Below are 26,081 nucleotides of genomic sequence, written 5' to 3'. Positions count from 1 at the left end.
GCGAATCGCATTCAGGTACTCGACGAACACCCGCCGCAACTGCTCGAACTGCACGAGCTCGAGCTGCACGAACTCGACGACGAGCAATTCGTCCCGGAATCGGACGAGCTGGACGTCGAACCAACGGATCCGCCGCCGCGGGCAGCGCTTGGCGGCACCGGCGGCGGCTCCATCAGCAGGATCGAATGCGCGGCCCATGCGGTGCCCGCGAGCACGCCGGCGCCGGACAGCGCGGCGGCCCACAACAGCGCGTCCGGCGAATCAGGTTCGTCACGGCGCGCGCTCCGCTGGGCGGCGAGCGCCGTCCGTGCGCCGACCGTCAGGCCGCTGCGTCCGAAACCCGTCAGACGCCGCGCGACGATGCGGTATGCGATCGCGAATGCCACCATGCTGACGGCGAGCAGCAGAACCGGCCGGCCCCGACCGAGCCCGACCGCGAGCTTCGCCGCCCCCGTGCCGAGCACGACCAGCGCGACCGCACGCGCGGCCATCCGCGCCGCCCGCATTTCACCGGAAGCCCACAGCCAGCCGCGCCCGCGCAACGCGCTCGCATAGCCGGACACGCGGCGCGCAAGAAGCTGACGGAACGCGCCGAAGCTCGCTTCCCCGGCAGGCTGTGCCGCCAGCCATTCGCATTCGCCCGCGTATGCGCCGGCCCGTGACGCATCGACGATCTGCACGCGCGCCCCCAGCACACGTGCACCGACTCGCCCGCCCGGCAGCAAGTCGATCGCACCCGAGCGAACGAGCGACAGCGTCGCGACCTGCACGGCTCGCGCCTCGTCGCCGACGAGATACGCGGCCTCCTCGACCGTCAGGCCCGACGCGACTTCCTGCGCGCGCCTGCGCCGACACCGGTATTCGATCTGTTGCAGCACCACGATCAGCAGCAGCGCGGCGATGCAGACGGGTACATAGAACGCGAGAAATTGCGGGCCCGTGTAGTTCAGGACGTCGAAGTCCCGTGCCGATGCGGCCGTCGCAATGACGCTCGCGGCAGCCGCCGGCACGATCGCCTTCGGCAGCCGGTCGCGCCATGTCCGGCGGACTGCGGGACCGGCCGCACGCTCCGGCTCCGCTGCTGCCCTGCCCGCTTCCGCCCGCGGCGCTCCGGCGTCGGCCGGCCGCGCATCGGGACATGGCCAGATCGCTTCGGGCGGCTCGCAGCCGAACAGCCGGCGATAGCTGCCGAGCGTGTCGCGGTAGCGCTGCGCATACACCTCGGCTTCGTCCGGCGCACCGGTGCCCGGCATGTGATGCAGGCGCGCGTGCAGTACACCGGCGCAGAACACGTCCCAGTACTCGACCGTGTATTGCAGATGAAAATGCCACGCGGCGTCGACCGCGATCGACGGCGTAACCGGATGCCCGGCCGCTTGTGCAAGGAATGCGAAGCGCTTGTATTCGTCGATCACGGCGAGCGCGTGCGCATGCGTCCAGCCTTGCGCGTCGGCAAGGCGCCGGCTGTACGGCAGCGCGGCATTCGAGTCATCGGGGGAATAGGCTTGCAGGCGCGCGAGCAGCGCCTGCTGCGCGTCGGTCGGCACGCAGACATCGCCTGTGGTCGGAGAGGACGGAAGGGCTGCCATCGAAAGTCGGCGCGATGCGCGGACGGCCGCCGCGATCGACGTCTGGAGTTGTCGTTGCGAGGGATTCTCGCATACCGGCGCGACGGTGAAACCACGCAGGAAACGACCGGCCGACGCCGATACGCCCTTGCGTCGACGTGACTGCACAGCACCGGGAAGTCATGCGGACTCGACCGATTGCACAACGCCGCTCTGCGGACACTTCAGGAAACGATTCGGGAAATTCAACGCCTGGAATCAGGCAATTTGGCGCGCCCGGCTGGGATCGAACCAGCAACCCCTGCCTTCGGAGGGCAGTACTCTATCCATTGAGCTACGGGCGCGTGTGACAGTGCGCGACAGTGAAACGACCCCAATAAACCGGCCGCCCACCATGGGCAAGACGGCAAGGATACCCGGTTTCCCATGACGCGTCCACCTTCCCGCCGAATCCCCGCCAGCGCGCCATTCGTGCGGGTAAACACGCGCCATCGCGCCGCTCGCCGTCATGTAAACGTTCCGTCTATAATCGACCGTGCTTCATTGGATTGCCATTTGCCGTTGCACCGCGCTCACAATTCCTATTCACGGAGACGAGGCAAGCATGAGCGAAGCACCCCACGAATCTCCCGTCAAAACTCCCGGGCAGTTGATTGCCGTCATCATCGCGTCGTTCGCGATTCCGATCGCCCTGATCGTCCTCTTTGCCACTTATGCCAACCACGCGTTCCGTTCGGGCGCCGGCACGGATGCGCTATCCGACGACCAGGTCGCCGCGCGTATCGCGCCGATCGCGCAGGTCACCGTGAAGGACGCCAATGCGCCACGCACGTACAAGACCGGCGAGGAAGTCTACAAGGCCGTCTGCGTGACCTGTCACGGCACGGGCGCCGCGGGTGCGCCGAAGTTCGGGAACAAGGATGACTGGGCGCCGCGCATCGCGCAGGGCTTCGACACGCTGCTGAAGACGGCGCTGTCCGGCAAGGGCGCGATGCCGCCGCGCGGCGGCACGAGCCCCGACGACGTCAGCGACTATGAAATCGCCCGCGCGATCGTCTACATGGCGAACAACGACGGTGCGAACTTCCCCGAACCGGCCGCACCGGCCGCGAATGCAGCGCCGGCAGCAAGCGGGGCCGCGGGCGCGGCAGGCGCATCGGGCGCCGATGCGTCGAACGCGCAAGCCGCCGCCGCGATGGCTGCGATCGCCGCGATTCCGAAAGCCGGCGAAGCGCCCGCGGCCGCGCCGACCAGCGCCGACGCCGCATCGGCCGGCAAGGCGCTGTACACGCAGGTATGCCAGGCGTGTCACGCCGCCGGCGTGCTCGGCGCGCCGAAGTTCGGCAGCAAGGATGACTGGGCGCCGCGCCTGAAGGATCCGATGGACACCATCTACAACTACGCGCTGCACGGCAAGGGCGCGATGCCGCCGAAGGGCGGGTCGAACGCGTCCGACGCCGACGTGAAGGCGGCCGTCGACTACATGGTCAACGCGGCGAAGTAACGCCCGCCGATCCACCGGCCAGAAAAAACCCCCGCGGCGCACGCGCATCGCGGGGGTTTTGTTTTGGTCGCGGATCGACCGGACGTCAGGCCGCCGCCGCACGCCGCGTCACTTCTGCAGCAGCGCCTTCAGGCTCGCGAGCCGATCCTTCGGCGTCATCGGCGCCTCTTCCGGCGTGGGCGGCGGCGCTTCGTCGAGCCCCATCTCCGGGATGAAGCGCGACGGCTCGCACACGACCGTCTCGCGCGCCCGCTTGCGCTTCTTGCACCAGTTGAGGTGCAGGCTGCGCTGCGCGCGCGTGATCGCGACGTACATCAGCCGGCGCTCTTCCTCGATCCGCTCGCTGTCGATCGGGCCGTCGTCCTCGCTGCCGCCGCGGTGCGGCATGATGCCTTCCTCGACGCCGACCAGGAACACGTGCGGATACTCGAGCCCCTTCGACGCATGGACGGTCGACAGCCGCACGGCGTCCGGATCCTCTTCCTTGCCCTCGAGCATCGACATCAGCGCGACGGTCTGGATCAGGCCGAGCAGGTTCTTGCCGGTGTCCGCCAGCCCGTCCGCGTTGTGGAAACCCTCGGCCTCGCCGTCGACGGCTTCCGTCTCGGGCTTGGTGCCCTTGCGCTTGAGCCACTCGAGGAATTCGAGCACGTTCTGCCACTTCGATTGCGCCTGCCGTTCGTCGAACGCGTCGTACAGGTAGGCCTCGTAGTGGATGGCTTCCATCATGTCGTCGAGCACGATGGTCGCGGGCTCCTTGTCCGCGCGATCGGTGAGCCGCTGGATGAAGTCGCAGAACATCCGCAGCGGCTCGACCTGGCGCGCGGACAACCGCGCCTCGATCCCGCCCATGTACACAGCCTCGAACAGCGACACTTTGGCCTGGCCCGCGAACGAGCCGAGCGCTTCGAGCGTGGTGTTGCCGATCCCGCGGCGCGGCGTCGTGACCGCGCGGATGAACGCGGGATCGTCGTCGGCGTTCGCGATCAGGCGCAGGTATGCGCACAGATCCTTGATCTCGGCCTTGTCGAAGAACGACTGGCCGCCCGACAGCACGTACGGGATCCGCTCGCGCCGCAGCACCTGCTCGAAGATCCGCGCCTGAAAGTTGCCGCGATACAGGATCGCGTAGTCGCGAAACTGCGCGCGCCGCTCGAACTTGTGCGCGGACAGCCGGAACACGACCGACTCGGCTTCATGCTCCTCGTCGTTGCACGGCGTGACGGTGATCGAATCGCCCATCCCGTGCTCGGACCACAGCTTCTTCTCGAACAGCTTCGGGTTGTTCGCGATCACGTTGTTCGCGGCGGTCAGGATCCGCACCGTCGACCGGTAGTTCTGCTCGAGCTTGATCAAGTGCAGGTTCGGGAAATCCTTGCCGAGCTGCGCGAGGTTCTCGAGCGTCGCGCCGCGCCAGCCGTAAATCGCCTGGTCGTCGTCGCCCACCGCCGTGAACGCGGCGCGCTTGCCTGCGAGCAGCTTCACCAGTTCGTACTGGCACGCGTTGGTGTCCTGGTATTCGTCGATCAGCAAGTAGCGCAGCTTGTTCTGCCAGCGGTCGCGCACCTGCTCGTTCTTTTCGAACAGCTCGGCCGGCAGGCGGATCAGGTCGTCGAAGTCGACCGCCTGGTACGCATGCAGCGTTGCGACGTAGTTGCGGTAGACGATCGCGGCCTGGTGCTCATCCTCGTTCGCCGCGATCGCCATCGCCTCGTCAGGCATGATCAAGCCGTTCTTCCACAGCGAGATGATGCTCTGGATCTTGCGGATCAGCCCCTTGTCGGTGGTGCCGAGCTGTTCCTGGATCATCCCGAAGCAGTCGTCCGAATCCATGATCGAGAACTGCGGCTTCAGGCCGACGTGCTCGGCCTCCTGACGCAGGATCTGCACGCCGAGCGAGTGGAACGTACACACGGTGAGCTGGTTGACGGGCACCTTGCGGCCTTCCTTGCCGGGCGTGGTGAGCGTCTTGCCCTCCAGCAGCTTCGACACGCGCTCGCGCATTTCGGCAGCCGCCTTGTTCGTGAACGTGACGGCCGCGATGTGGCGCGGCTCGAAGCCTTTGGCTTCGATCAGGTGCGCGATCTTCTGCGTGATCACGCGGGTCTTGCCGCTGCCCGCGCCGGCGAGCACGAGGCAGGGACCGTCGAGGTAGCGCACCGCTTCGTTCTGAGCGGGGTTGAGGCCTGCGGACATGATGGCGGATGATGTTGCGGTTGACGGCGGGACGCCGGGAGGATGCCGCGCGCGGCGGGCCTGGAATGCAGGCGGACACGCGGGCAGGACGCGCATGTTAACACGTCGGCGGCTCGGATTTCGGGAGCGCCGCCGGACGGGGCCGCGCAGGCGGAGTGCCGTTCCGTCCCCTGTCCGAACGGCCAATCCGGCCCCATGCGCGGCGCGATCGGCCACAATGAACGGACGTCGGCGCCCCCCCCCCCCCGCGCCGCGCCCGCATGCACGCCACCGGATCGACTTCATGGGATACCCGCTCGCCACCGCCGCCCTCGGCCCGCTGCTCTTCCTCCAGGGGCGCCACGTGCGCCGCGTCACGCCGCGCCTGCCCGAAGCGGCCGGCCCGCGCGACGGCGTCGCCGGCGACGGCCCGCCGCTGCGCGTGCTGGTGGTCGGCGATTCGGCCGCCGCGGGCGTCGGCGTGGCGACGCAGCACGACGCGCTGTCCGGCCAGCTGGCGCGCACGCTGGCGGCCACGCACCGGGTCGGCTGGAAGCTGCTCGCGCGCACGGGCCTCACCACGCGGGAACTCGTCGACTGGCTCGCGACCGAGCCGGCCGAGCCGTTCGACGTGGCGGTGACGTCGCTCGGCGTCAACGACGTGACGGGCGGCGTGCCGCCGGCGCGCTGGCAAGCCCGGCAGGCCGAGCTCGTGCGGCTGCTCACGGCGCGCTTTCGGGTGGGGCACGTGATCCTGTCGGCGGTGCCGCCGATGGAGCGCTTTCCGGCACTGCCGCAGCCGCTCGCGTGGTATCTCGGACTGCGCGCGAAACGGCTCAACGCGGCGCTCGCCGACTGGGCCGCGACGCAGCCGCACTGCACGTTCCTGCGCGTCGCGCTGCCGCTCGAACGCCATCTGATGGCCGCCGACGGCTTCCATCCCGGCGCAGCGGCCTGCTCGGCCTGGGCCGCACAGGTCGCGAGCGCCATACTGCGGCAGCGGGCCGGCGCATGACGCGGGCCGGCGCCGCCCCACCGGTCGGAAGCGCCCGGCGCCATCCGGCGCCGCGCCAAACGCCGGCCTCATCCGCGCATGCGCCGGGCCGAGCCGCGCGTTTTGCCGAACGCGCCGATACGCGCCGTCGCGCCGTGCCAAAATAGCCGGTCGTGCCCGCGCCTTCGCGGCACGCCATCCATCCTTTCGTTTCGTTCGCAGCCAGGGATTGCCATGTCGTCATTGCTCAGGATTGGTTTGATGGGTTTCGGTTTCGCCGGCGCGACGTTCCACGCGCCCGTGATCGCCACGAGCGGCCACACCGAGGTCGCCGCGATCGCGACCGGCCAGGCCGATCGCGCGCGCGCCGCGTATCCGGGCGCGCGCATCGTCCCCGATCTCGATACGCTGCTCGGCCTCGATGACATCGACTGCGTGGTGATCGCCACGCCCAACGACACGCACTTCGCGCTCGCGCGTCAAGTGCTCGAAGCCGGCCGCCACGTCGTGGTCGACAAGCCCGTCACGCTCACCGCCGACGAAGCGCTCGCGCTCGCGCGGCTCGCGAATGCACGCAGCCGCCTGTTCGCACCGTTCCACAATCGCCGCTGGGACGGCGACTTCCTCACCGTGCGCCGCATCGTCGAATCGGGCGAACTCGGCCGGCTCACTTATTTCACGTCGCACTTCGACCGCTTCCGGCCGACCCCGCGCACGCGCTGGCGCGAGGAGCCCGCGCGCGGCGGCGGCCTGCTGCTGGACCTCGGCCCGCACCTGATCGACCAGGCGCTCGCGCTGTTCGGGCTGCCGGAGACGGTGAGCGCGACGGTCAAGACGCGCCGCGACAACGGCACGGCGCCCGACTTCGTGCACCTGCTGCTCGGCTATCCGGACAAGGACGTCGCGCTGCACGCGAGTGCGCTGTCGGCGATCGAACCCGCCCGCTTCACGCTGCACGGCACGCGCGGCAGCTATCAGAAGTTCGGGCTCGACACGCAGGAAGACCAGTTGAAGGCCGGCCTCACGCCGGACGACGTCGAATTCGGCGGCGGCAATCCGCCCGGCGTGCTGCGCGTGCTCGACGGCGAAGTCGAGATCGAACGGCCGGTGCCGACGCTCGACGGCCAGTACGCGGAGTTCTATCGCGCGCTCGCCGCGTCGGTCCACGACGGCGCGCCGTTCCCGGTCACGCCGCAGGATGCCGTCGACGTGATGACGATCATCGAACTCGCCGCACAGAGCGAGCACGACGGCCGCCGGATACCCTTCGTGCGCCGGATAGTCTGACCGCCGCCGGCCGGGTCAGTGCCGACCCGGTCGCACGCTGCCCCCGCCCCGTGCGTTGCCGCGCAGCGCGCGGGCAGCCCCCGTGCGGCGCCACCGCGGCGGCGCCGCTCCGAACATTCCGTTACAAATGGTGCGGGAACGAAAGTCAGCGGTGAGCCGGTCTGACGCGTTTCTCAAAAAGTCGATTCGACACCAAACCGTCAGGAGAATGTGATGCAACGGTTGATTCGCGCAGCGGCATGCTGCGTCCTGGTTTCCACGCTCGCGGCCTGTGTCGTGCAGCCGCAGCGGCCGGCGCGACAGGCGCCGCCGCCCCCGCCGCGGCCGAACCCGCAAGTCGTCGCGAACGATCGCTTGCTGGAGATCCAGGGCAGGATCGACAACCTGCATCGCCGGATCGACGCACGCGTGAACGGCGGCTACTACCCGCCGCCGTACGGCGCGCAACTGCACCATCGCCTCGACGTGATCCGCCAGGAGTCGAACGACATGTCGACCCAGCACGGCGGCGGCCTGTCCGGCGACGAGCAGCGCGTGCTGAACCAGGAACTCGACACGGCCGCACGCGCGATCGGCGAGTAACGCCGGCGCCCGCCGGCGGCGAAAAAGCGGCGGCGCGCCATGCCGCCGCTTGTCGCGAAGCGACATTTTTTTGCTCAAATTGACAATGCCCACCCGCTCGCGTACAGTCGCCCGCACGCGTCGGGAGAGCGTGTGACCGCGTAGCTGGAACGCCGGTCGCGCCGCCGAAGGGGCACACCCGCAAACTCTCAGGCAAAAGGACCGACCGCGTCGGGGAATCCCGTCCGCGCATCGCGCGGGCCGCACTCCCCGCACTCTGGAGAGCGGCAGTAGCCCGTTGCGCCTATGCGGCGCAGGCAAGCTGCCCACCGAAGGGGCGCGCGTTCGCCGGCTTTGCCGCAGCGCAATCTCTCAGGTATCGAGGACAGAGGGGCATGTACCGGATCGCTCGCAGGCCACACGGCCGCAGTGGTCGGCACATGGCCGTTCTGACCCGCGCGCAAGCGCCTTGCCTGAGGCCTCGATGACTGCACTGAATCACACCCCGCTCAACGCCGCGCACCGCGCGCTCAATGCCCGCATGGTCGACTTCGGCGGCTGGGACATGCCCGTCAACTACGGCTCGCAGATCGAAGAACACGAAGCCGTGCGCACCGATGCCGGCATGTTCGACGTGTCGCACATGTGCGTCGTCGATTTCACCGGCAGCCGCGTGCGCGCATTCTTCGAGCACGCGATCGCGAACAACGTCGGCAAGCTCAAGATTCCCGGCAAGGCGCTCTACTCGTGCCTGCTCAATCCGCAGGGCGGCGTCGTCGACGACCTGATCGTCTATTACTTCACCGAAGACTTCTTCCGCGTCGTCGTCAACGCCGGCACGGCCGAGAAAGACATCGCGTGGTTCAACCAGCTCAACGAACAAGGCGGCTACGGCCTGACCATCGCGCCGCGCCGCGATTTCGCGATCGTCGCCGTTCAGGGCCCGAACGCACGCGAAAAAGCCTGGGCGACGGTGCCCGCCGCACGCGCCGCCACCAGCGAACTGAAGCCGTTCAACGCCGCGCAGGTCGCCGGCACGCCGTTCGGCGATCTCACCATCGCACGCACCGGCTACACCGGTGAAGACGGCTTCGAAGTGATCGTCCCGGCCGTGCACGTGGAAGCCCTGTGGAACGCGCTGCAGCAGAACGGCGTGCGCCCGTGCGGGCTCGGCGCGCGCGACACGCTGCGCCTCGAGGCCGGCATGAACCTGTACGGCCAGGACATGGACGACAACGTGTCGCCGCTCGACGCGGGCCTCGCATGGACGGTCGACCTGTCGGCACCGCGCGAATTCGTCGGCCGTGCCGCGCTCGAGCGCGACGGCTCGCGTGCCGCCTTCGTCGGCCTGATCCTGCAAAAGGAAAACGGCAAGGCGGGCGGCGTGCTGCGCGCACACCAGAAAGTCGTCACGCCGCACGGCGAAGGCGAAATCACGAGCGGCACGTTCTCGCCGTCGATGCAGGAATCGATCGCGTTCGCGCGCGTGCCGGCGGCCGTCCAGGTCGGCGACACCATTCATGTGCAGATTCGAGACAAGCAACTTCCCGCGCGCGTGGTAAAACTGCCGTTCGTGCGCAACGGCAAGGTCCTCGCTGCGTAACGACCGAGAAGCGACCGGGAGGCCGCCTCCCGGAAAGCCGGGAAATGGCGCCCGGCGCAACCACACCCGGCGCGCCCCGGCGGCGCGCCAGCATAACGAACACACCTTTTATCCAGGAGCATCCGATGAGCAACGTCCCGGCCGATCTGAAATACACCGACGAACACGAGTGGATCCGCACCGAAGCAGACGGCACGCTGACGGTCGGCATCACCGATCACGCACAGAGCACGCTCGGCGACATCGTCTTCCTCGAGCTGCCGCAAGTCGGCAAGTCGGTGAACGCGGGCGACGCCGTCGGCGTCGTCGAATCGGTGAAGGCGGCATCCGACATCTACTCGCCGGTGTCCGGCGAGATCATCGCCATCAACGAAGAAGCCGTCGACTCGCCGGAAGAAGTCAACAGCGACGCGTACGGCGTATGGCTCTTCAAGATCAAGCTCGCGGCCGGCGCATCGACCGACAAGCTGATCGACGCTGACGCCTACAGCAAGCTGATCGACTAATTTTCCTTACCCGAACCGCGCGGAGCCGGCCAGCCGGCCTCGCGCGGGACCAGAGTCACGCCATGAAGCTCGAACACCCGGACCGCCTGATGAACCGCACGCCCCTCTCGCTCGCCGCGCTCGAAACGCACGACGCGTTCGCAGAACGCCACATCGGCCCCGATGCCGCCAGCCAGCAGGCCATGCTCGACACGCTCGGCTTCGCGTCGCGCGCCGCCCTGATGGACGCCGTGATCCCGGCCTCGATCCGCCGCGCCGAAACGCTGCCGCTCGGCCCGTTCGCGCAACCGAAGAGCGAGGCCGAAGCCCTCGCCGCGCTGCGCGCGCTCGCGGACAAGAACCAGGTGTTCCGCTCGTATATCGGCCAGGGCTATTACGACTCGCACACGCCGGCCGTGATCCTGCGCAACGTGCTCGAAAACCCGGCGTGGTACACGGCTTACACGCCGTACCAGCCCGAAATTTCCCAGGGTCGCCTCGAAGCGCTCCTGAACTTCCAGCAGATGGTCGCCGACCTGACCGGTCTCGCGATCTCGAACGCGTCGCTGCTCGACGAAGCCACCGCCGCGGCCGAAGCGATGACGCTGCTGCAGCGCACCGGCAAGCCGAAGTCGAACGTGTTCTACGTCGCCGACGACGTGCTGCCGCAAACGCTTGAAGTGATCCGCACGCGCGCGCTGCCGGTCGGCATCGAAGTGAAGACCGGCCCGGCCGCCGATGCCGCGCAAGCGAACGCGTTCGGCGTGCTGCTGCAATACCCGGGCGTCAACGGCGACGTGCGCGACTACCGCGCGCTCACCGAAGCCATCCACGCGGCCGGCGGCCATGTCGTCGTCGCGGCCGACCTGCTCGCGCTCACCGTGCTCACGCCGCCCGGCGACTGGGGTGCGGACGTCGCGGTCGGCAACACGCAGCGCTTCGGCGTGCCGATGGGCTTCGGCGGCCCGCACGCTGCCTACATGGCCGTGCGCGACGAATTCAAGCGCCAGATGCCGGGCCGCCTCGTCGGCGTGACCGTCGACGCGCAGGGCAAGCCCGCGCTGCGCCTCGCGCTGCAAACGCGCGAACAGCACATCCGCCGCGAGAAGGCGACGTCGAACGTGTGTACCGCGCAGGCGCTGCTCGCGATCATGGCGAGCATGTACGCGGTCTACCACGGCCCGCACGGCCTGAAGACGATCGCGCTGCGCGTGAACCGCATCGCGGCGCTGCTCGCCGCCGGCGTGAAGCACCTCGGCTTCGCGACCGTCAACGACACGTTCTTCGACACGCTGACGATCGACACCGGCGCGCGCACCGCGCAGATCCATGAACTCGCGAAGGCCAAGCGCATCAACCTGCGCCGCGTGAGCGACACGCAAGTCGGCGTGTCGGTCGACGAAACGACGACCCGCGACGACCTCGCCGATCTCCTCGCCGTGTTCGCCCAGGCAGCCGGCGGCACCGCGCCGACCGTCGACGCGCTGGACGCAGGCCTCGCCGGCGTCGCCGCGCTGCCGGCCGGCCTCGAGCGCACGAGCGCGTACCTGACGCACCACGTGTTCAACCGCCACCATTCCGAAACCGAAATGCTGCGCTACCTGCGCAGCCTGTCGGACAAGGATCTCGCGCTCGACCGCTCGATGATCCCGCTCGGCTCGTGCACGATGAAGCTGAACGCGACGTCGGAAATGCTGCCCGTCACGTGGCCCGAATTCGGCCAGATCCACCCGTTCGCACCGGCCGAGCAGACCGTCGGCTACCGCGAGATGATCGACCAGCTCGAGCAGATGCTCGTCGCGGCCACCGGCTACGCGGCCGTGTCGCTGCAGCCGAACGCCGGCTCGCAGGGCGAGTACGCGGGCCTGCTGGTCATCCACGCTTACCACGCCTCGCGCGGCGAAGCGCATCGCGACGTGTGCCTGATCCCGGCGTCCGCGCACGGCACGAACCCGGCCTCCGCACACATGGCCGGCATGAAGGTCGTGGTCGTCGCGTGCGACGCGCAGGGCAACGTCGACATCGCCGACCTGAAGGCAAAGGCCGAACAGCATTCGAACGACCTCGCGGCGATCATGATCACGTATCCGTCGACGCACGGCGTGTTCGAACAGAACGTCCGCGAGATCTGCGAGATCGTCCATGCGCACGGCGGCCAGGTGTACGTCGACGGCGCGAACATGAACGCGATGGTCGGCCTGACCGCGCCGGGCCAGTTCGGCGGCGACGTGTCGCACCTGAACCTGCACAAGACCTTCTGCATCCCGCACGGCGGCGGCGGCCCGGGCGTCGGCCCGGTCGCGGTCGGCGCGCACCTCGCGAAGTTCCTGCCGAACCAGCGTTCGACCGGCTACGCACGCGCGGAAGACGGCATCGGCGCGGTGTCGGCGGCACCTTACGGCTCGGCGTCGATCCTGCCGATCTCGTGGATGTACATCGCGATGATGGGCGCGAAGAACCTGACCGCCGCCACCGAAACCGCGATCCTCAACGCGAACTACATCGCAAAGCGCCTCGCGCCGCACTACCCGGTGCTGTATTCGGGCCCGGGCGGGCTGGTCGCGCACGAGTGCATTCTCGACCTGCGTCCGCTCAAGGAAACGAGCGGCATCAGCGTCGACGACGTCGCGAAGCGCCTGATGGACTACGGCTTCCACGCACCGACGATGAGCTTCCCGGTGCCGGGCACGCTGATGGTCGAGCCGACCGAATCGGAATCGCAGGAAGAACTCGACCGCTTCATCGCCGCGATGATCGCGATCCGCGACGAAATCCGCGCAGTCGAGGAAGGCCGCGCCGATCGCGAGGACAACCCGCTGCGTCACGCACCGCACACGGCAGCCGTCGTCACCGCGAACGAATGGCCGCACGCGTACTCGCGCGAGCAGGCTGCGTACCCGGTCGCGTCGCTGGGCACGAACAAGTACTGGCCGCCGGTCGGCCGTGCGGACAACGCCTACGGCGACCGCAACCTGTTCTGCTCGTGCGTGCCGATGTCGGAATACGCATAACGCCCGCTGCACACCGGAGTCCGCCATGACCGAACCGCACGCAACCGCCGGTTGCGTGCGGTTTTTGCGTTCATCTCCCGACCATCCGGTTCACGCTCGCCCGCCAATCCGGCTAACATCAAACGCGATCCAGCCAATCAAGGAGTTCCGCATGGTGCGTCCGATGTTTCCGGGCCATGGTGCAGTGCCGAAGCGGGCGCGCACGCGCCGTTTCGCGCCGCTGCTCGTCGCGTCGCTGTCGTTTGCCGCTGCCGGCCTCGGCGCGGCCGGCAATGCGCATGCCGCGATGAATTTCTGCGCGGCGCCCGCATTGCAGGCGAGCGAGACGACGCAGGCCGAGCCGGGCGTGCAGGCGCTGATCCGCAGCGTCGACGCGCACATCGGCGACCAGCCGAAGGCGATGGCGCGCGTGCACACCGAGGGCACGCTGCCGCACGAAGGCATCTACGACCAGAGTGCCGAAGCGCTGAAGGACATGGAGCTGATGCGCGACGCCGCGCTCGCATGGCGCGTGACGAATGCGCCGCGTTATCTGCAGCTCGTCGACCGCTTCCTGTCCGCGTGGGTTTCGACTTACCAGCCGAGCTTCAACCCGATCGACGAGACGCGCTTCGACAGCCTGATCATCGCGTACGACATGACGGCGAGCGCGCTGCCGGTCAAGACGCGCAACGCAACGGCGGCCTTCATCGCGAAGCTGGGCGCCGGCTACGTCGCGCAGGTGGATGCGCAGAAGCGGCCGCTCACCGGCATCTGGCGCAACAACTGGCAGAGCCACCGGATCAAGCTGATCGCGCTGTCCGCGTTCACGCTCGGCGACCGCAAGATGATGAACGCCGCGCAGCGGCTGTTCGTCGAGCATCTCGCGGACAACATCGGCCCGGACGGCAAGACCTGGGATTTCGACGAACGCGATGCGCTGCATTACGCGGTGTACGACCTGCAGCCGCTGGTGACGGCCGCGCTGGCCGCGCGCCGCTTCAACCGCAACTGGCTGCGCGAGCGCGGCGCGAACGGCGCGACGCTCGCGGCGGCGCTCGACTGGCTCGTGCCGTATGCGCTCGGCGAGAAGACCCACGAGGAATTCGTGAATTCGCCGGTGCCGTTCGACGCGAAACGCCGCGAAGCCGGCTTGCCCGGCTACACGGGGCAGTGGGACCCGAAAAACGCCACCGAACTCTTTCATCTGGCCGCGCGGCTCGACGGGCGCTATGCCCGCGTCGCGCGGCAGCTATCCCCCATGCCGCCCGCATGGCTGGCCGCGTGCCTGCCATTGCAGGCGCGCTAGCACTATTCTTAAAGCAAGGCAGGAATCGAAATGGCAGTCAGCGTGTTTGACCTCTTCAAGATCGGCATCGGTCCGTCCAGTTCGCATACGGTCGGACCGATGCGCGCGGCGCTGATGTTCGTCCAGGGCCTCGAGCGCGACGGGCTGCTCGACGCGACGGCCAACGTGAAGGTCGAGCTGTACGGCTCGCTGGGGGCGACCGGCAAAGGCCATGGCACCGACCGCGGCGTGATGCTCGGCCTGCTCGGCGACGCGCCCGACACCGTCGATCCCGAGACGATCGACGCGCGGCTCGAAGACATCCGCAAGACGAAGCAGCTCGCGCTGCTCGGCACGCACCCGGTGCCGTTCGTGCTGAAGGAGAACATCGCGTTCTACCGGCAGGCGCTGCCCGAGCATCCGAACGGGATGAAACTGCGCGCGTCCGACGCGAACGACACGGTGCTGGTCGAACGGACCTACCTGTCGGTCGGCGGCGGCTTCGTCGTGACGGCCGGCGCGCCGAACACGAAGGTGCTGAGCGCGGCCGAGCAGATGACGCATCCGTTTCGCACCGGCGCCGAGCTGCTCGCGCTGACCGAATCGACCGGCAAGTCGATCGCGCAACTGATGTGGGAAAACGAGCGTGCGTGGCACACCGAGGAAGAAACGCGCGACGGGCTGCTGAAGATCTGGGCCGTGATGCAGTCGTGCGTGTCGCGCGGCTGCGGGATCGGCAACCCGGAGGCCGACGGCAACCTGCCCGGCCCGTTCCAGGTCAAGCGCCGCGCGCCGCAGCTGTATCGCGCACTGACCGGCAACCCGGAGCGCGCGCTGCAGGACCCGCTGTCGATGGTCGACTGGATCAACCTGTACGCGATCGCCGTCAACGAGGAAAACGCGGCCGGCGGCCGTGTGGTCACCGCGCCGACCAACGGCGCGGCCGGCATCATCCCGGCGGTGCTGCATTACTACACGCGCTTCACGCCGGGCGCGAACGAGCAAGGCGTGATCGACTTCCTGCTGACGGCTGCCGCGATCGGCGTTCTTTACAAGCTCAACGCGTCGATTTCGGGTGCGGAAGTGGGCTGCCAGGGCGAAGTGGGCGTCGCGTGCTCGATGGCGGCCGGCGCGCTCGCGGCCGTGCTCGGCGGCACGCCGCGCCAGGTCGAGAACGCGGCCGAGATCGGGATGGAGCACAACCTCGGCCTCACCTGCGACCCGGTCGGCGGGATGGTGCAGATCCCGTGCATCGAGCGTAATGCGATGGCGTCGGTGAAGGCCGTCAACGCGGCGCGCATGGCGCTGCGCGGCGACGGCTCGCACTACGTGTCGCTCGACTCGGTGATCAAGACGATGCGCGAGACGGGCGCCGACATGAAGACGAAGTACAAGGAAACGTCGCGCGGCGGGCTGGCGGTGAATATCGTCGAGTGCTGATGCGGGAGCCGGCGGTAACGCGGGGCGGATCGCTACCCCGCATTACCGCCGGACATGACACCCGACGCTAGTCGTTCAGCCAATTCTCCAGCCGCAATCCCGGATAGCTGACGAAATCCCGCTCGTTGTTGGTCACGAGGACGACGTCGAGCGACACCGCATGAGCCGCGATCAATTTATCGAGGTGATCCTTCTTCCGCTCGCGGGCGGCCTCGCGAACCGGGCCGTATGCTTGCGCAGCCGCGACGTCGAACGGCGCGACAGGAATATCGTCGATCAGCGCGGCAAGATTGTGCCGCTCCCGCGCAGGACTCGCGCACACGGCGACACCGTACTCCAGCTCGGCGTACGTGATCGCCGACATCACGACGTCCCCCGTGTAACACTGCGCAAATCGTCTCGCGACCGGCTCCGGCTGATGCCTCATCAAATAGATGCACATGTTGGTGTCGAGCATGTAGCGCGGCATCACACACCCTCGCGTTCGGCCTGCTCCTGATCCCCGCGCCCTTCGGCCATGAAGTCCGGCCCGAACTTCGCGAATTTCCGGAGTGCCTGGGTCAAAGGCCGCCGCATCGGCCGAATACGGATTTCGTCACCCACGCGCTCGATTTCCAGCTCGATATCGCTGCGCTCATAGGCGAGGTCGGCGGGAATCCGCACGGCCTGCGAGTTGCCGTTCCGGAATACCTTCGTGGTATGCATGTCGATCTCCGCTCGGATGTACATAGGATGTACATTATCCGATGCGGTCTGCGATGTAAATCCATGTGTGTACATAAGCCTTCCAATGGCGCTCCGTGCGTCGATTGGCCGTGAAGCACCGATTCGCCGCTGAACGCCCACTTTTCACCATCGCCTCCGTGCGCACAAGCTGGCCGTTCGGCCAACCGAAGCCGGCGCATGGAACACGTGCCGCCCGACTCGCTCCGCGTTCCGACACTTTTCAGCGGCCGGCGTACCGGCGGCCGGCCAACGGGCGTAAGCTGTACGTCCCGCTACCCAGGGAGACGGCAACCCATGTCGCATTCCAAGGATCTCGAGCCGCGCGCCACCACCGGCGCACGACTGCTCGTCGATGCGTTGCTCGCCAATCACGTCGAACGCGCGTTCTGCGTGCCGGGCGAGAGCTTCCTCGCCGTACTCGATGCGCTGGCTGACGACACCGCGCGCATCCAGACGGTCGTCTGCCGCCACGAAGCGGCGGCGGCGAACATGGCGGAGGCGGTCGGCAAGCTGACCGGCCGCCCCGGCATCGCATTCGTCACGCGCGGCCCCGGCGCGACCCATGCGTCGATCGGCGTGCACACCGCGTTCCAGGATTCGACGCCGATGATCCTGTTCGTCGGTCAGTGCGCACGCGAGCACCTCGACCGCGAAGCCTTCCAGGAAATCGACTACCGCCGGATGTTCGGCCAGATGGCGAAATGGGTCGCGCAGATCGACGACCCGCGCCGCATTCCCGAATACCTGAGCCATGCGTTCCACGTCGCGACCTCCGGCCGTCCCGGCCCGGTCGTGATCGCGCTGCCGGAAGACGTGCTGTCCGAAGCGTGCGCGCCGCAGCCGGTCGCACCGGCCGCGAAACGCATCGCGGCATCGCCGTCGGCCGCACAGCTCGACGAGCTGCGCGAACGGCTCGCGCGCGCCGAGCGGCCGCTCGCGATCGTCGGCGGCAGCGGCTGGACGCCCGATGCGTGCGCGAACCTGCGCACCTTCGTCGAGCGCTGGCAGTTGCCGGTCGCATGCGCATTCCGCTTCCAGGACACGTTCGACAACGCGCACCCGAACTACGCGGGCGACGTCGGCCTCGGGATCAATCCGGCGCTCGGCAAGCGCATCCGCAACGCCGACCTGCTGCTCGTGATCGGGCCGCGCCTCGGCGAAGCGACGACGGGCGGCTACACGCTGCTCGACATCCCGAAAACGCGCCAGACGCTGATCCACGTGCATCAGGGCGCGGATGAACTCGGCCGCGTATATGCGGCGGACCTGCCGATCGTGTCCGGGATGCCCGAGATCGCGGCGCCGCTCGCCGCGCTCGAGCCGCCGGCACAGCCCGCGTGGGCCGGCACGGCCGCCGACGCGCATCGCGCGTACCGCGAATGGCATGCGCCGCTGCCGATGCCGGGCGACGTCCAGCTCGGCGACGTGATGGTGCAGCTGCGCGAACGCCTGCCGCACGACGCGATCCTGACCAACGGCGCCGGCAACTACGCGATCTGGCTGCACCGCCACTTCGCGTACCGGCACTTCCGCTCGCAGCTCGCGCCGACCAGCGGCGCGATGGGCTACGGGCTGCCCGCCGCGCTGGCCGCGAAGTCGCTGTACCCGTCGCGCGCCGTCGTCGCGCTCGCCGGCGACGGCTGTTTCATGATGGCCGGCAACGAGCTCGCGACCGCGATGCAGTACGGGCTGAACATCGTCGCCATCGTCGTCAACAACGGGCATTTCGGCACGATCCGCATGCATCAGGAGCGCAACTATCCGGGCCGCGTGCACGGCACCGGGCTCACGAACCCCGATTTCGCCGCCTATGCGCGCGCATTCGGCGCGCATGGCGAGACGGTCGAGCGCACCGCGGACTTCGCCCCCGCGCTGGAACGCGCGCTGACCTGCGGGCTGCCGGCGCTGATCGAGATCCGCATCCCGCAGGACGCCAGCACGCCGGCCGCGACTCTCGAGCAGATCCGCGAACAGGGCCGCCGCGCGCGCGGCGAATGATCGTGGAGATGCGTGCCGCGCCGGCTGGCCCCGCGTTGTCGCACGACGACGCGCTGGCCCACCCCGGCACGCTGCTTGCGCCCGACGGCACGCTCGTCGCGCCGTACGACCTCGAGCACGGCACCGGTCGCGCGGAAGGCCACGTGCCGGCCGCGTCGGCGCTCGGCCTGCTGCACGCCGCGCATCGCCCGTTCCGGCTCGACTACGGCCGTGCGACGGATGTGCACGTGATCAACGGAATGGGCGTCGCACTCGGCGACTCGGTGATCGGGCTGACCGCGCTCGCCGCCCTGCGCGCCATGCATCCGGGCCTGCGCTTCACGCTGTACCGGCCGGCCCGCGCGCCGCGCTACGTCGACGCGCTGTATGCGCTCGCCGCCGACGTCGTCGCGCCGTCGCGCCAGCTGCCATGCGCCGTCGAAACGCTGCCCGCACACGCGCCGTGCATCGATCTCGGCAATCATCTGTACTGGCCCGCATTCGCACGGCTGCCGATGGTCGACTTCTTTCTCGACGCGCTCGGCGCGGATCCGGCCGCCGTGCCGGCCGCCGCGAAGCGCAATCGCTGGCTCGCGCAGTTGCGCCTGCCCGCGCTGCCGGCCGAGTGGCGGCGACCGTACGTGCTGTTCTGCCCGAACGCGAGCACCGCGGTGCGCAGCGTGCCGCCGGCGCTGCACGCGGCGTTCGTCGAACGGCTGGCACACCGCTACGGGCTGCCGGTGGTCGGGTTCGGCCCCGTCGCGCATCCGGCCTACGTCGACGTGAGCCGCGACGCGGCCGACACCGCGGGCTTCATTGCATGGGTCAAGGGGGCGAGCGTGCTGTTTGCGCCCGACACGGCCGCGCTGCATCTCGCCGACGGCTTCGACGTGCCGACGCTCGGCTGTTTCACGACGATCGCGCCGGTGCTGCGCGTGCGCGACTATCCGCATTGCGCGCCGGTTGCACTCGACGTGCCGGACGCATTGCACGGACTGCATCGCAGCGAGCGGCCGGACGATCTCGCGGCAGTCGAGGCCGCTTACCGGGCGATCGACTGGGATGCGCTGCCGTGGCCGGCGCCGCGCGAAGCGGCAGCCGGCGCCTGACAGCGAAACCGGCCGCGGTAGCGGCATCCACGCGCCGCCGCGCTGCTCACCCGGCAGCCACCATCGCCGCGCGGTCGCGCAGCGTTTCCGACGGCCGCTTGCCGAACAGCCGCCGGTAGTCGGTCGCGAACTGGCTCAGATGCCAGAAACCCCACGCTTCCGCGACGTCCTGCACCGAACCGGCCGCCCGCCCGCACAGGTCGCGCCGCGCGCCGTTCAGCCGCAGCGTGCGCAGATAGGTCGCGGGCGCCATGCCGAGCACGTCCTGGAAACAGTACTGCAGCGTGCGCCGGCTCACGTGAAGCTGCTCGCACAGCTCGGGTACGCCGACCGGCCGCGTGCGATGGGCGAGCACGTATTCGCGTGCCTGCTCGACGATCCAGCGCCGCGTCGACGGTGCGCCGCCGGCCCCGTCGTCCGCCGGTTGCGCGCACGCGTCGAACAATGCGGCCAGCACCTCGGCCTGCAGGTCGTCGCGCTGCGCGTCCGGCAGCGGGCCGCCCACGGCCGCCGCGCCGTCGAGCCGGCGGCCGAGCAGCGCACACAGCCGCGCGAGCCGCGTGTCGCCGACCTGGATCACGTGCTGCGTGAACAGCCGCTCGTCGAGCGCGCGGTGTTCGACCTCCTCCGCATAACGGCGCAGCACGTCGCCGCGCACGACGACGCCATAGATCGAGAACTGCGCAGGCGTCAGCAATTCGAATTCGACGTTGCCGGGCCGGAACGCGAGCGCGCCGGGCCCGATGCGGCACGCATCGACGCGCGCCGTGCCGTCGCTCACCAGCGGGACGCCGAACCAGTACGCATCGCCGCGCACCTCGCACGCCTGGCGCAGCAGATGGCTGGTCGATTCGCGAAACAGTTTCATCGTGTCGAGCGGCAGCTCGGTCAGCGTGCCGATGAAGCGGCCGGCCGCGAGCTGGTCGTAGGTCTGTCGCCAGCCGATCAGGTTGCGCGCCTGCTCGTCGGCGTCGTGCGCGACGCTGACCACGGCCTGGCCGGCCAGCGCGTCGTCACCCTGCGCGCTGCACCGCGTATCCGCGGCCGTCGGCTCGTCGATGCACTCCACTCGTTGATCCATCGTGTTCTCCTCACCTGCCCGGAACCGCGTCCATCACGCAAGTCCCGTGCCGAACCGCACGGTCCGGCGACAAGCCCGTCATTCCACGCCGCCCGGCCGATGCACGCCATGCGGGCGCACCCGGAGACGGCGTGCCGCGCACCATGCGGGTGCGGCATCTGCACGGCCGGCGGCTGGCCGCCGCGAAAGGCCGCGCGGGCCGCGGGCTACGCGCCGGGCCGCAACCGCACGACCCGCGTGCCGCAGTTGCCGTATGCCTGCACGACCGCCAGTTCGACGATCGGGCTGCCGGCCGGCCAGGGCGCCGCGTCCGCTTCCGGCAGATCGGTACGCAACGTCGCGCGGCCGTTGATCCGGTAGCGGATGCCGCGCACGAAATCGATGAACAGCAACCCGACGCCGCCATCGCAAGCACGCGCATCGAGCCGCTCGCCTGCGCCGCGCATCGGCAGCGCGAAGCGCAGCGTCTTCGTGTCGATCACGCGCACGACCGGCCACAGATCGCCGTTCGCGTCGCGCCTGCTCTGCACGATGTCGCAGGTCACGTGCGCCGGTCCGCCGCTCGTCGCGCCGACGAACATGAACGGCTGCGACTCGACGAACTGCCGCACGCCGATGCTCAGCCGCGTCGTCACGACGTCGCTCATCCGCTCGGCTTCGTCGGCGACGCCGAACCGGCGATGCGCGTCGAGCTCACCCGCGTGGAACACCGGGTGGCGCGGATAGGATCGGGGCGGTTCTGCCATGCGGGTTTCCGTCGGGCCCGTCGGTGCGCGATGCGACTGCCGATGCCGTTACCGGCACAGGCCGCCGGCAACGCGCAGCCGCGACCGCGTATCGAATGTCGAGGGACAAAAACAGCGAAGTGCCGGACGAACGGTCGCCGGCGCATCGTGTCGGCGCGGGCATCGCCCGACGGCCGGACAGGCATCGTCCGGCCGTCGAACCTTCCGCGAAATCCGCCGCCGGCCGCAACCGGCAACCGTACCGGCCAGCGTTGCGCTGCTGGCCGGCTCCGGCACTTCGCCGCCTGCTTCGGCGATCAGAAGAATCCGAGCGCCTCGGCCTGGTAGCTGACCAGCAGGCACTTCGTCTGCTGATAGTTCGACAGTGCCATCTTGTGCGTCTCGCGGCCGATGCCCGACTGCTTGTAGCCGCCGAACGCCGCATGCGCCGGGTACAGGTGGTAGCAGTTGGTCCACACGCGGCCGGCCTCGACCTCGCGGCCCATCCGGTACGCACGCGTGCCGTTGCGCGTCCACACGCCCGCGCCGAGCCCGTAGAACGTGTCGTTCGCGAGTTCGATCGCTTCCTGCTCGTCCTTGAACGTCATCACCGACGCCACCGGCCCGAAGATCTCTTCCTGGAACACGCGCATCTTGTTGTTGCCGAGCAGCATCGTCGGCTTCACGTAGTAGCCCGTGCCGAGGTCGGCCCCCGGCGCCGTGCGTTCGCCGCCCGTCAGGCATTGCGCGCCTTCGCCGCGGCCGATGTCGATGTACGACAGGATCTTGTCGAGCTGCTGCTGCGACGCCTGCGCGCCGATCATCGTCTGCAGGTCGAGCGGGTGGCCGGCCTTGATGCGCTCGACGCGCGCGACGGCCTTCTCGATGAAGCGCTCGTAGATCGATTCCTGGATCAGGATCCGCGACGGACACGTGCACACTTCGCCCTGGTTCAGCGCGAACATCGCGAGGCCTTCGAGCGCCTTGTCGAGGAACGCGTCGTCCTGGTCGAGCACGTCGGCGAAGAAGATGTTCGGGCTCTTGCCGCCCAGTTCGACCGTCGACGGAATCAGGCTTTCGGCCGCCGCACGCAGGATGTGCTTGCCGACCGGCGTCGAGCCGGTGAACGCGATCTTCGCGATGCGCTTGCTGGTCGCGAGCGCTTCGCCCGCTTCCTTGCCGAAGCCGTTGACGATGTTGATCGTGCCGGCCGGGAACAGGTCGCCGATCAGCTCCATCAGCACCAGCACCGACGCGGGCGTCTGCTCGGCCGGCTTCATCACCACGCAGCAGCCGGCCGCGAGCGCCGGCGCGAGCTTCCACGCGGCCATCAGCAGCGGGAAGTTCCACGGAATGATCTGGCCGACGACGCCGAGCGGCTCGTGGAAGTGATACGCGACGGTGTTGTCGTCGATTTCCGAAATGCCGCCTTCCTGCGCGCGGATGCAGCCCGCGAAATAGCGGAAGTGGTCGACCGCGAGCGGCAGGTCGGCTGCCATCGTCTCGCGCAGCGGCTTGCCGTTGTCGATCGTCTCGGCCACCGCGAGCAGCTTCAGGTTCTTTTCCATCCGGTCGGCGGCGGCGAGCAGCAGGTTCGCGCGCTCGGCCACCGACGTCTTGCCCCACTTGCGGCGGGCGGCATGCGCGGCGTCGAGCGCGACGTCGATGTCCTCGGCGCTCGAGCGCGGCACGCGGCAGAACGGCTTGCCGTTGATCGGCGACACGTTCTCGAAATACTCGCCCTTCACCGGCGGAACCCACTTGCCGCCGATGTAGTTGTCGTACTGCTGACGATACGGATATTCGACGTCGAGGCCCAGTTGCTTCAGGTCAAACGGGTTCATACATGTCTCCTGTTCATCGTGCTTGGCTTGTGTGAATACAGCGCCGGTTGGATTGCGCTGCACCTTTTACGCAACATGCGTGCCAAACGGAGTCGAGATGAAACGGGAACGGTGCGCCCGGCCGCTCGCGGCTGGCGTGGCGCGCGCGCGATGAACGGGTGTACCGATTCTGAACACCGCGCCGGCACACCGGCGCGGCAGGTGTTCGGATTTTCCACAGTGTCGATGCACAGCGGCGCACCGCGTGTGACGCCCGATGCGTGGCATGTCGCTTGCGTGCCGACACCGTATTCGCACGCATCGGCCACCCGCCGACCGACACCATGAGCGACCCCGACCCCCTGAGCGACGACGCCGTCGCGTTCATCCGCGAGCAGGCATTCCTGATCGTCGCGACCGCCAATACGGCGGGCGACAGCGACTGTTCGTACCGCGGCCGGCAGCTGCGCGCGGACGGTTCGCTCTGCCCGCTCGTCGACCTGCCCGATCGCCGCACGCTGGTGCTGCCCGATTTCGCGGGCAACAACCTGTTCAACACGATCGGCAACCTGCTCGTGAATCCGGCAATCGCGCTGCTGTTCGTGGATTTCGTCGGGCAGACGACGTGGCTCGTGCAGGGACGCGCGACGATCGACGAGGATGCGGGAAGCCGTGCGCATCTGTGGCCCGATGCGCTGCGTTATGTGGTCGTTGACGTCGAGCGGGCGCACGCGCGGGCTGATGAAGCACTGCCGCCGCTCGTGCTGGCGTGACGCACGGCGTTCCCGCGCTTCGCCGCTGTCGAAGCAAGGCCGCTGACACTGCGTTGCCGCGGCGCGTACCGACGTGATGCGTCGGTTCGATCATCGGGACGGCGGCGCAACGCAGCGCTCGAGGGCTCGAGGATGATTCGCACCGGAAGCGGATCGTCGGTGCGCGGTTGCGGTGAAGACGAAATGCACGAACGCCCCGCACGCCATTACCGTCACGCCAACGCCCGACAGCACACCTCTCACCGCCCGCTCGTCTCCACGCAATCCGGTTCGGTCCGGCGATGCGCCAGCGTTTCGGCATGCGGAGGCTCATCTGCATCCTCCTGCGCGTCAGCATCGGCTTCCGCCGGCCGCGCGCCGAGAAACGCGAACACCACGCCCGCACACAGCACCGTCACGACCGCCAGCCCGAGCAGCAGCCGATCGAACGCATGCGTATAGCTCGCGAGCAGCGCCGCACGGCCGACACCCGGCAACACGGCCGCCGCGCCGGCGAGATCGCCGGTCGCGAGCCGCGCGGCCGCCCGCAGCGTCGCGCCGGACGCGTCTGACGTACCGCCTGTCGCCGGCGATAAATCGGCATGCGCGAGCGCCGCCAGCACCGCCCCGACGATCGCGAGCGCGATCCCTTCGCCGGCCACGCGCGTCGTGCTGAAAATCCCGGTCGCCATCCCCGCACGCGCCTTCGGCACGACGCTGACCGACAACCCGTCCATCAGCCCCCACGGCATGCCGGCCCCGACGCCGATCGCGAGCATCGGCGCGATCGCCGCCGGCCCCGCGCCGCCGCGCAGCGCGATGCCCAGCCACACGAGCCCCGCGGCCGCGATCAGCAGCCCGATCCCGGAGATCACGCCGGGCGACAGCCAGCGCGTGAGCGTCGCCGCGACGAGCGGGACGATCAGCATCGGCGCGGAAATCGCGAGCATCAGCCAGCCCGCGTCGATTTCGCTGAAGCCGTCGATGCCGATGAAGCGCAGCGGCAGCACGACCAGCAGCACGATGTAGCAGCAGCAGGTCGACACCGGCAGCACCTGCACGCCGACGAAGCGGGCAATGCGAAACAGCGACAGGTCGAGCATCGGCCGCGCCACGCGCGTCTCGATCGCGACGAACGCCGCCGCACCGAGCGCCGCGCCCGCCAGCAGCGCGACGACGAGCGGATCCGCCCAGCCGCGCGCGGGCGCCTCGATCACGCCGAACGTGAACGACGTCAGCGCGGCGGTGAACGCGGCCGTGCCGGGCCAGTCGAGCCCCGTCGCATGCGGATCGCGCGACTCGTGCATGCGCGGCAGCCCGACGCCGAGCGACAGCACGCCGGCCACCGCGCTCGTGACGAAGATCGCGCGCCAGCCGTAGTGCGCGATCAGGCAGCCGGCGAGCACGGGCCCGAACGCGAGCCCGATCCCGAACGTCGTACCGAGCAGACTGAACGCACGCGTGCGCGCCGCGCCGTCGAACTCCTGCGCAAGCGCCGCCGTGCCGCCCGCGAGCGCCGCGGCCGCCGCAAGCCCTTGCGCGGCACGCAGCCAATCGACCGCGCGCATCGACGGCGCGAACGCGAGCGCGACCGACATCAGCGTGAAGCCGCCGACGCCGATCGCGAACACGCGCTTGCGGCCGAACTGGTCGGCGAGCGCGCCTGCCGCCATCAGGAAGCTGCCGAACGCGAGCATGAATGCGTTGGTGATCCAGTTCATCGCGACCGGGCCGCCATGCAGGTCGCGGCCGATCGCGGGCGTCGCGACCGCCCCGCCCGAAAACGACAGCGGCAGCGCAACGGCGGCCATGCAGACGGCGGCCAGCACCCACGCACGCCGGCGTGCCGACTGCGTCGAAGCGGCTGAAAAAGGCTGATCCATCATCGCTCCTCGAAAAGCCGGCGCGGACGCGCCGTCAGAGCGACAGAAGATAAATCCGATTCAATCCGCGAAAAACCACGCGAAGCTCCGGATATAACGGACTAAAATTC

20 protein-coding genes, 1 tRNA gene and 2 riboswitches are annotated in these 26,081 nt (G+C 68.9%); of the genes, 12 read left to right on the top strand and 9 right to left on the bottom strand.

What is annotated here, in order from left to right; translation table 11 throughout:
* Positions 1 to 11: 11 nt before the first annotated feature.
* Complete coding sequence (locus DCN14_RS15190; protein ID WP_096506669.1) at positions 12 to 1,589, bottom strand: TIGR04222 domain-containing membrane protein; 1,578 nt, start codon at positions 1,587 to 1,589, stop codon at positions 12 to 14.
* 247 nt (positions 1,590 to 1,836) lie between these two features.
* Positions 1,837 to 1,912, bottom strand: a tRNA-Arg gene (locus tag DCN14_RS15185).
* Between the two features lie 260 nt (positions 1,913 to 2,172).
* Between DCN14_RS15185 and DCN14_RS15180 the strand changes: the two genes are divergently transcribed.
* The gene (locus DCN14_RS15180; protein ID WP_096506670.1) at positions 2,173 to 3,072 is read left to right on the top strand and encodes a c-type cytochrome; all 900 of its coding nucleotides are present in this window, start codon (positions 2,173 to 2,175) and stop codon (positions 3,070 to 3,072) included.
* Positions 3,073 to 3,180: 108 nt separating this feature from the next.
* Here the strand turns inward: DCN14_RS15180 and DCN14_RS15175 are convergent, their stop codons facing one another.
* Positions 3,181 to 5,268, bottom strand: coding sequence for a UvrD-helicase domain-containing protein (locus tag DCN14_RS15175; RefSeq protein ID WP_096506671.1), 2,088 nt, complete (start codon positions 5,266 to 5,268; stop codon positions 3,181 to 3,183).
* A gap of 283 nt (positions 5,269 to 5,551) precedes the next feature.
* Here DCN14_RS15175 and DCN14_RS15170 point away from each other — a divergent pair, with 283 nt between their 5' ends.
* The 8 genes from DCN14_RS15170 to DCN14_RS15135 all read left to right on the top strand — a co-directional run bounded on the left by DCN14_RS15170 (position 5,552) and on the right by DCN14_RS15135 (position 15,895).
* Complete coding sequence (locus DCN14_RS15170) at positions 5,552 to 6,262, top strand: SGNH/GDSL hydrolase family protein (RefSeq protein ID WP_096506672.1); 711 nt, start codon at positions 5,552 to 5,554, stop codon at positions 6,260 to 6,262.
* Between the two features lie 213 nt (positions 6,263 to 6,475).
* On the top strand, positions 6,476 to 7,528 hold the full coding sequence (locus DCN14_RS15165) for an oxidoreductase (RefSeq protein ID WP_096506673.1): 1,053 nt from the start codon (positions 6,476 to 6,478) through the stop codon (positions 7,526 to 7,528).
* Between the two features lie 213 nt (positions 7,529 to 7,741).
* Positions 7,742 to 8,110, top strand: a complete 369-nt coding sequence (locus DCN14_RS15160) for a hypothetical protein (protein ID WP_096506674.1) — start codon at positions 7,742 to 7,744, stop codon at positions 8,108 to 8,110.
* 111 nt (positions 8,111 to 8,221) lie between these two features.
* Positions 8,222 to 8,325: riboswitch (glycine riboswitch) on the top strand.
* A 31-nt stretch (positions 8,326 to 8,356) separates the two neighbouring features.
* Positions 8,357 to 8,488: riboswitch (glycine riboswitch) on the top strand.
* Positions 8,489 to 8,573: 85 nt separating this feature from the next.
* Entirely contained in the window at positions 8,574 to 9,692 is a 1,119-nt protein-coding gene (gene gcvT / locus DCN14_RS15155) for a glycine cleavage system aminomethyltransferase GcvT (protein ID WP_096506675.1), read from the top strand.
* Positions 9,693 to 9,817: 125 nt separating this feature from the next.
* Positions 9,818 to 10,198 carry a glycine cleavage system protein GcvH gene (gcvH, locus tag DCN14_RS15150; RefSeq protein WP_096506676.1) on the top strand — a complete coding sequence of 127 codons (381 nt, stop codon included), beginning with the start codon at positions 9,818 to 9,820 and terminating at the stop codon, positions 10,196 to 10,198.
* A 62-nt stretch (positions 10,199 to 10,260) separates the two neighbouring features.
* Positions 10,261 to 13,188, top strand: a complete 2,928-nt coding sequence (gcvP, locus tag DCN14_RS15145) for an aminomethyl-transferring glycine dehydrogenase (RefSeq protein ID WP_096506677.1) — start codon at positions 10,261 to 10,263, stop codon at positions 13,186 to 13,188.
* A gap of 151 nt (positions 13,189 to 13,339) precedes the next feature.
* Positions 13,340 to 14,476: an alginate lyase family protein gene (locus DCN14_RS15140; RefSeq protein WP_096506678.1), complete on the top strand. Its 1,137-nt coding sequence runs from the start codon at positions 13,340 to 13,342 to the stop codon at positions 14,474 to 14,476.
* Positions 14,477 to 14,506: 30 nt separating this feature from the next.
* A complete protein-coding gene (locus DCN14_RS15135) occupies positions 14,507 to 15,895 on the top strand; it encodes an L-serine ammonia-lyase (protein ID WP_096506679.1) in 1,389 nt (462 codons plus the stop codon).
* Between the two features lie 67 nt (positions 15,896 to 15,962).
* On the opposite strand, the gene DCN14_RS15130 is transcribed toward DCN14_RS15135, so the two are convergent.
* Together DCN14_RS15130 and vapB are read right to left on the bottom strand one after the other, a co-directional pair.
* A complete protein-coding gene (locus DCN14_RS15130) occupies positions 15,963 to 16,364 on the bottom strand; it encodes a type II toxin-antitoxin system VapC family toxin (protein ID WP_096506680.1) in 402 nt (133 codons plus the stop codon).
* The gene (gene vapB / locus DCN14_RS15125; protein WP_096506786.1) at positions 16,364 to 16,600 is read right to left on the bottom strand and encodes a type II toxin-antitoxin system VapB family antitoxin; all 237 of its coding nucleotides are present in this window, start codon (positions 16,598 to 16,600) and stop codon (positions 16,364 to 16,366) included. Before vapB ends, DCN14_RS15130 begins: the two co-directional genes overlap by 1 nt.
* 315 nt (positions 16,601 to 16,915) lie before the next feature.
* Here vapB and DCN14_RS15120 point away from each other — a divergent pair, with 315 nt between their 5' ends.
* Together DCN14_RS15120 and DCN14_RS15115 are read left to right on the top strand one after the other, a co-directional pair.
* The gene (locus tag DCN14_RS15120) at positions 16,916 to 18,619 is read left to right on the top strand and encodes a thiamine pyrophosphate-binding protein (protein WP_096506681.1); all 1,704 of its coding nucleotides are present in this window, start codon (positions 16,916 to 16,918) and stop codon (positions 18,617 to 18,619) included.
* Entirely contained in the window at positions 18,616 to 19,707 is a 1,092-nt protein-coding gene (locus tag DCN14_RS15115) for an ADP-heptose--LPS heptosyltransferase (protein ID WP_096506682.1), read from the top strand. Before DCN14_RS15120 ends, DCN14_RS15115 begins: the two co-directional genes overlap by 4 nt.
* A 46-nt stretch (positions 19,708 to 19,753) precedes the next feature.
* Here DCN14_RS15115 and DCN14_RS15110 read toward each other — a convergent pair whose 3' ends face one another.
* From DCN14_RS15110 to DCN14_RS15100, 3 genes are all read right to left on the bottom strand, one after another.
* A complete protein-coding gene (locus tag DCN14_RS15110; protein ID WP_096506683.1) occupies positions 19,754 to 20,788 on the bottom strand; it encodes a helix-turn-helix domain-containing protein in 1,035 nt (344 codons plus the stop codon).
* A gap of 206 nt (positions 20,789 to 20,994) precedes the next feature.
* On the bottom strand, positions 20,995 to 21,534 hold the full coding sequence (locus DCN14_RS15105; RefSeq protein WP_096506684.1) for a hypothetical protein: 540 nt from the start codon (positions 21,532 to 21,534) through the stop codon (positions 20,995 to 20,997).
* A gap of 296 nt (positions 21,535 to 21,830) precedes the next feature.
* Complete coding sequence (locus tag DCN14_RS15100) at positions 21,831 to 23,357, bottom strand: aldehyde dehydrogenase family protein (RefSeq protein ID WP_096506685.1); 1,527 nt, start codon at positions 23,355 to 23,357, stop codon at positions 21,831 to 21,833.
* A gap of 323 nt (positions 23,358 to 23,680) precedes the next feature.
* Here DCN14_RS15100 and DCN14_RS15090 point away from each other — a divergent pair, with 323 nt between their 5' ends.
* Positions 23,681 to 24,109 carry a pyridoxamine 5'-phosphate oxidase family protein gene (locus DCN14_RS15090; RefSeq protein WP_096506787.1) on the top strand — a complete coding sequence of 143 codons (429 nt, stop codon included), beginning with the start codon at positions 23,681 to 23,683 and terminating at the stop codon, positions 24,107 to 24,109.
* A 239-nt stretch (positions 24,110 to 24,348) separates the two neighbouring features.
* Here DCN14_RS15090 and DCN14_RS15085 read toward each other — a convergent pair whose 3' ends face one another.
* Positions 24,349 to 25,971 carry an MFS transporter gene (locus DCN14_RS15085; protein ID WP_096506686.1) on the bottom strand — a complete coding sequence of 541 codons (1,623 nt, stop codon included), beginning with the start codon at positions 25,969 to 25,971 and terminating at the stop codon, positions 24,349 to 24,351.
* Positions 25,972 to 26,081 lie beyond the last annotated feature (110 nt).

It is taken from the genome of Burkholderia sp. IDO3, from assembly GCF_003366075.1.
GTDB classification, from domain to species: Bacteria; Pseudomonadota; Gammaproteobacteria; order Burkholderiales; family Burkholderiaceae; genus Burkholderia; species Burkholderia anthina.
The sequence above is the reverse complement of the archived record's forward strand: the minus strand, read 5'-3'. Positions and strand labels throughout refer to the sequence as shown.

Bases quoted from the DNA above. Each gene is read 5' to 3' on its own strand.
- DCN14_RS15160 (WP_096506674.1), top strand. From the start codon at position 7,742: ATGCAACGGTTGATTCGCGCAGCGGCATGCTGCGTCCTGGTTTCCACG.
- gcvH (WP_096506676.1), top strand. From the start codon at position 9,818: ATGAGCAACGTCCCGGCCGATCTGAAATACACCGACGAACACGAGTGG.
- vapB (WP_096506786.1), bottom strand. From the start codon at position 16,600: ATGCATACCACGAAGGTATTCCGGAACGGCAACTCGCAGGCCGTGCGG.
- DCN14_RS15180 (WP_096506670.1), top strand. From the start codon at position 2,173: ATGAGCGAAGCACCCCACGAATCTCCCGTCAAAACTCCCGGGCAGTTG.
- DCN14_RS15170 (WP_096506672.1), top strand. From the start codon at position 5,552: ATGGGATACCCGCTCGCCACCGCCGCCCTCGGCCCGCTGCTCTTCCTC.
- DCN14_RS15140 (WP_096506678.1), top strand. From the start codon at position 13,340: ATGGTGCGTCCGATGTTTCCGGGCCATGGTGCAGTGCCGAAGCGGGCG.
- DCN14_RS15085 (WP_096506686.1), bottom strand. From the start codon at position 25,971: ATGGATCAGCCTTTTTCAGCCGCTTCGACGCAGTCGGCACGCCGGCGT.
- DCN14_RS15135 (WP_096506679.1), top strand. From the start codon at position 14,507: ATGGCAGTCAGCGTGTTTGACCTCTTCAAGATCGGCATCGGTCCGTCC.
- DCN14_RS15090 (WP_096506787.1), top strand. From the start codon at position 23,681: ATGAGCGACCCCGACCCCCTGAGCGACGACGCCGTCGCGTTCATCCGC.
- DCN14_RS15115 (WP_096506682.1), top strand. From the start codon at position 18,616: ATGATCGTGGAGATGCGTGCCGCGCCGGCTGGCCCCGCGTTGTCGCAC.
- DCN14_RS15110 (WP_096506683.1), bottom strand. From the start codon at position 20,788: ATGGATCAACGAGTGGAGTGCATCGACGAGCCGACGGCCGCGGATACG.
- DCN14_RS15100 (WP_096506685.1), bottom strand. From the start codon at position 23,357: ATGAACCCGTTTGACCTGAAGCAACTGGGCCTCGACGTCGAATATCCG.
- DCN14_RS15190 (WP_096506669.1), bottom strand. From the start codon at position 1,589: ATGGCAGCCCTTCCGTCCTCTCCGACCACAGGCGATGTCTGCGTGCCG.
- gcvP (WP_096506677.1), top strand. From the start codon at position 10,261: ATGAAGCTCGAACACCCGGACCGCCTGATGAACCGCACGCCCCTCTCG.
- DCN14_RS15165 (WP_096506673.1), top strand. From the start codon at position 6,476: ATGTCGTCATTGCTCAGGATTGGTTTGATGGGTTTCGGTTTCGCCGGC.
- DCN14_RS15175 (WP_096506671.1), bottom strand. From the start codon at position 5,268: ATGTCCGCAGGCCTCAACCCCGCTCAGAACGAAGCGGTGCGCTACCTC.
- DCN14_RS15120 (WP_096506681.1), top strand. From the start codon at position 16,916: ATGTCGCATTCCAAGGATCTCGAGCCGCGCGCCACCACCGGCGCACGA.
- DCN14_RS15130 (WP_096506680.1), bottom strand. From the start codon at position 16,364: ATGCCGCGCTACATGCTCGACACCAACATGTGCATCTATTTGATGAGG.
- DCN14_RS15105 (WP_096506684.1), bottom strand. From the start codon at position 21,534: ATGGCAGAACCGCCCCGATCCTATCCGCGCCACCCGGTGTTCCACGCG.
- gcvT (WP_096506675.1), top strand. From the start codon at position 8,574: ATGACTGCACTGAATCACACCCCGCTCAACGCCGCGCACCGCGCGCTC.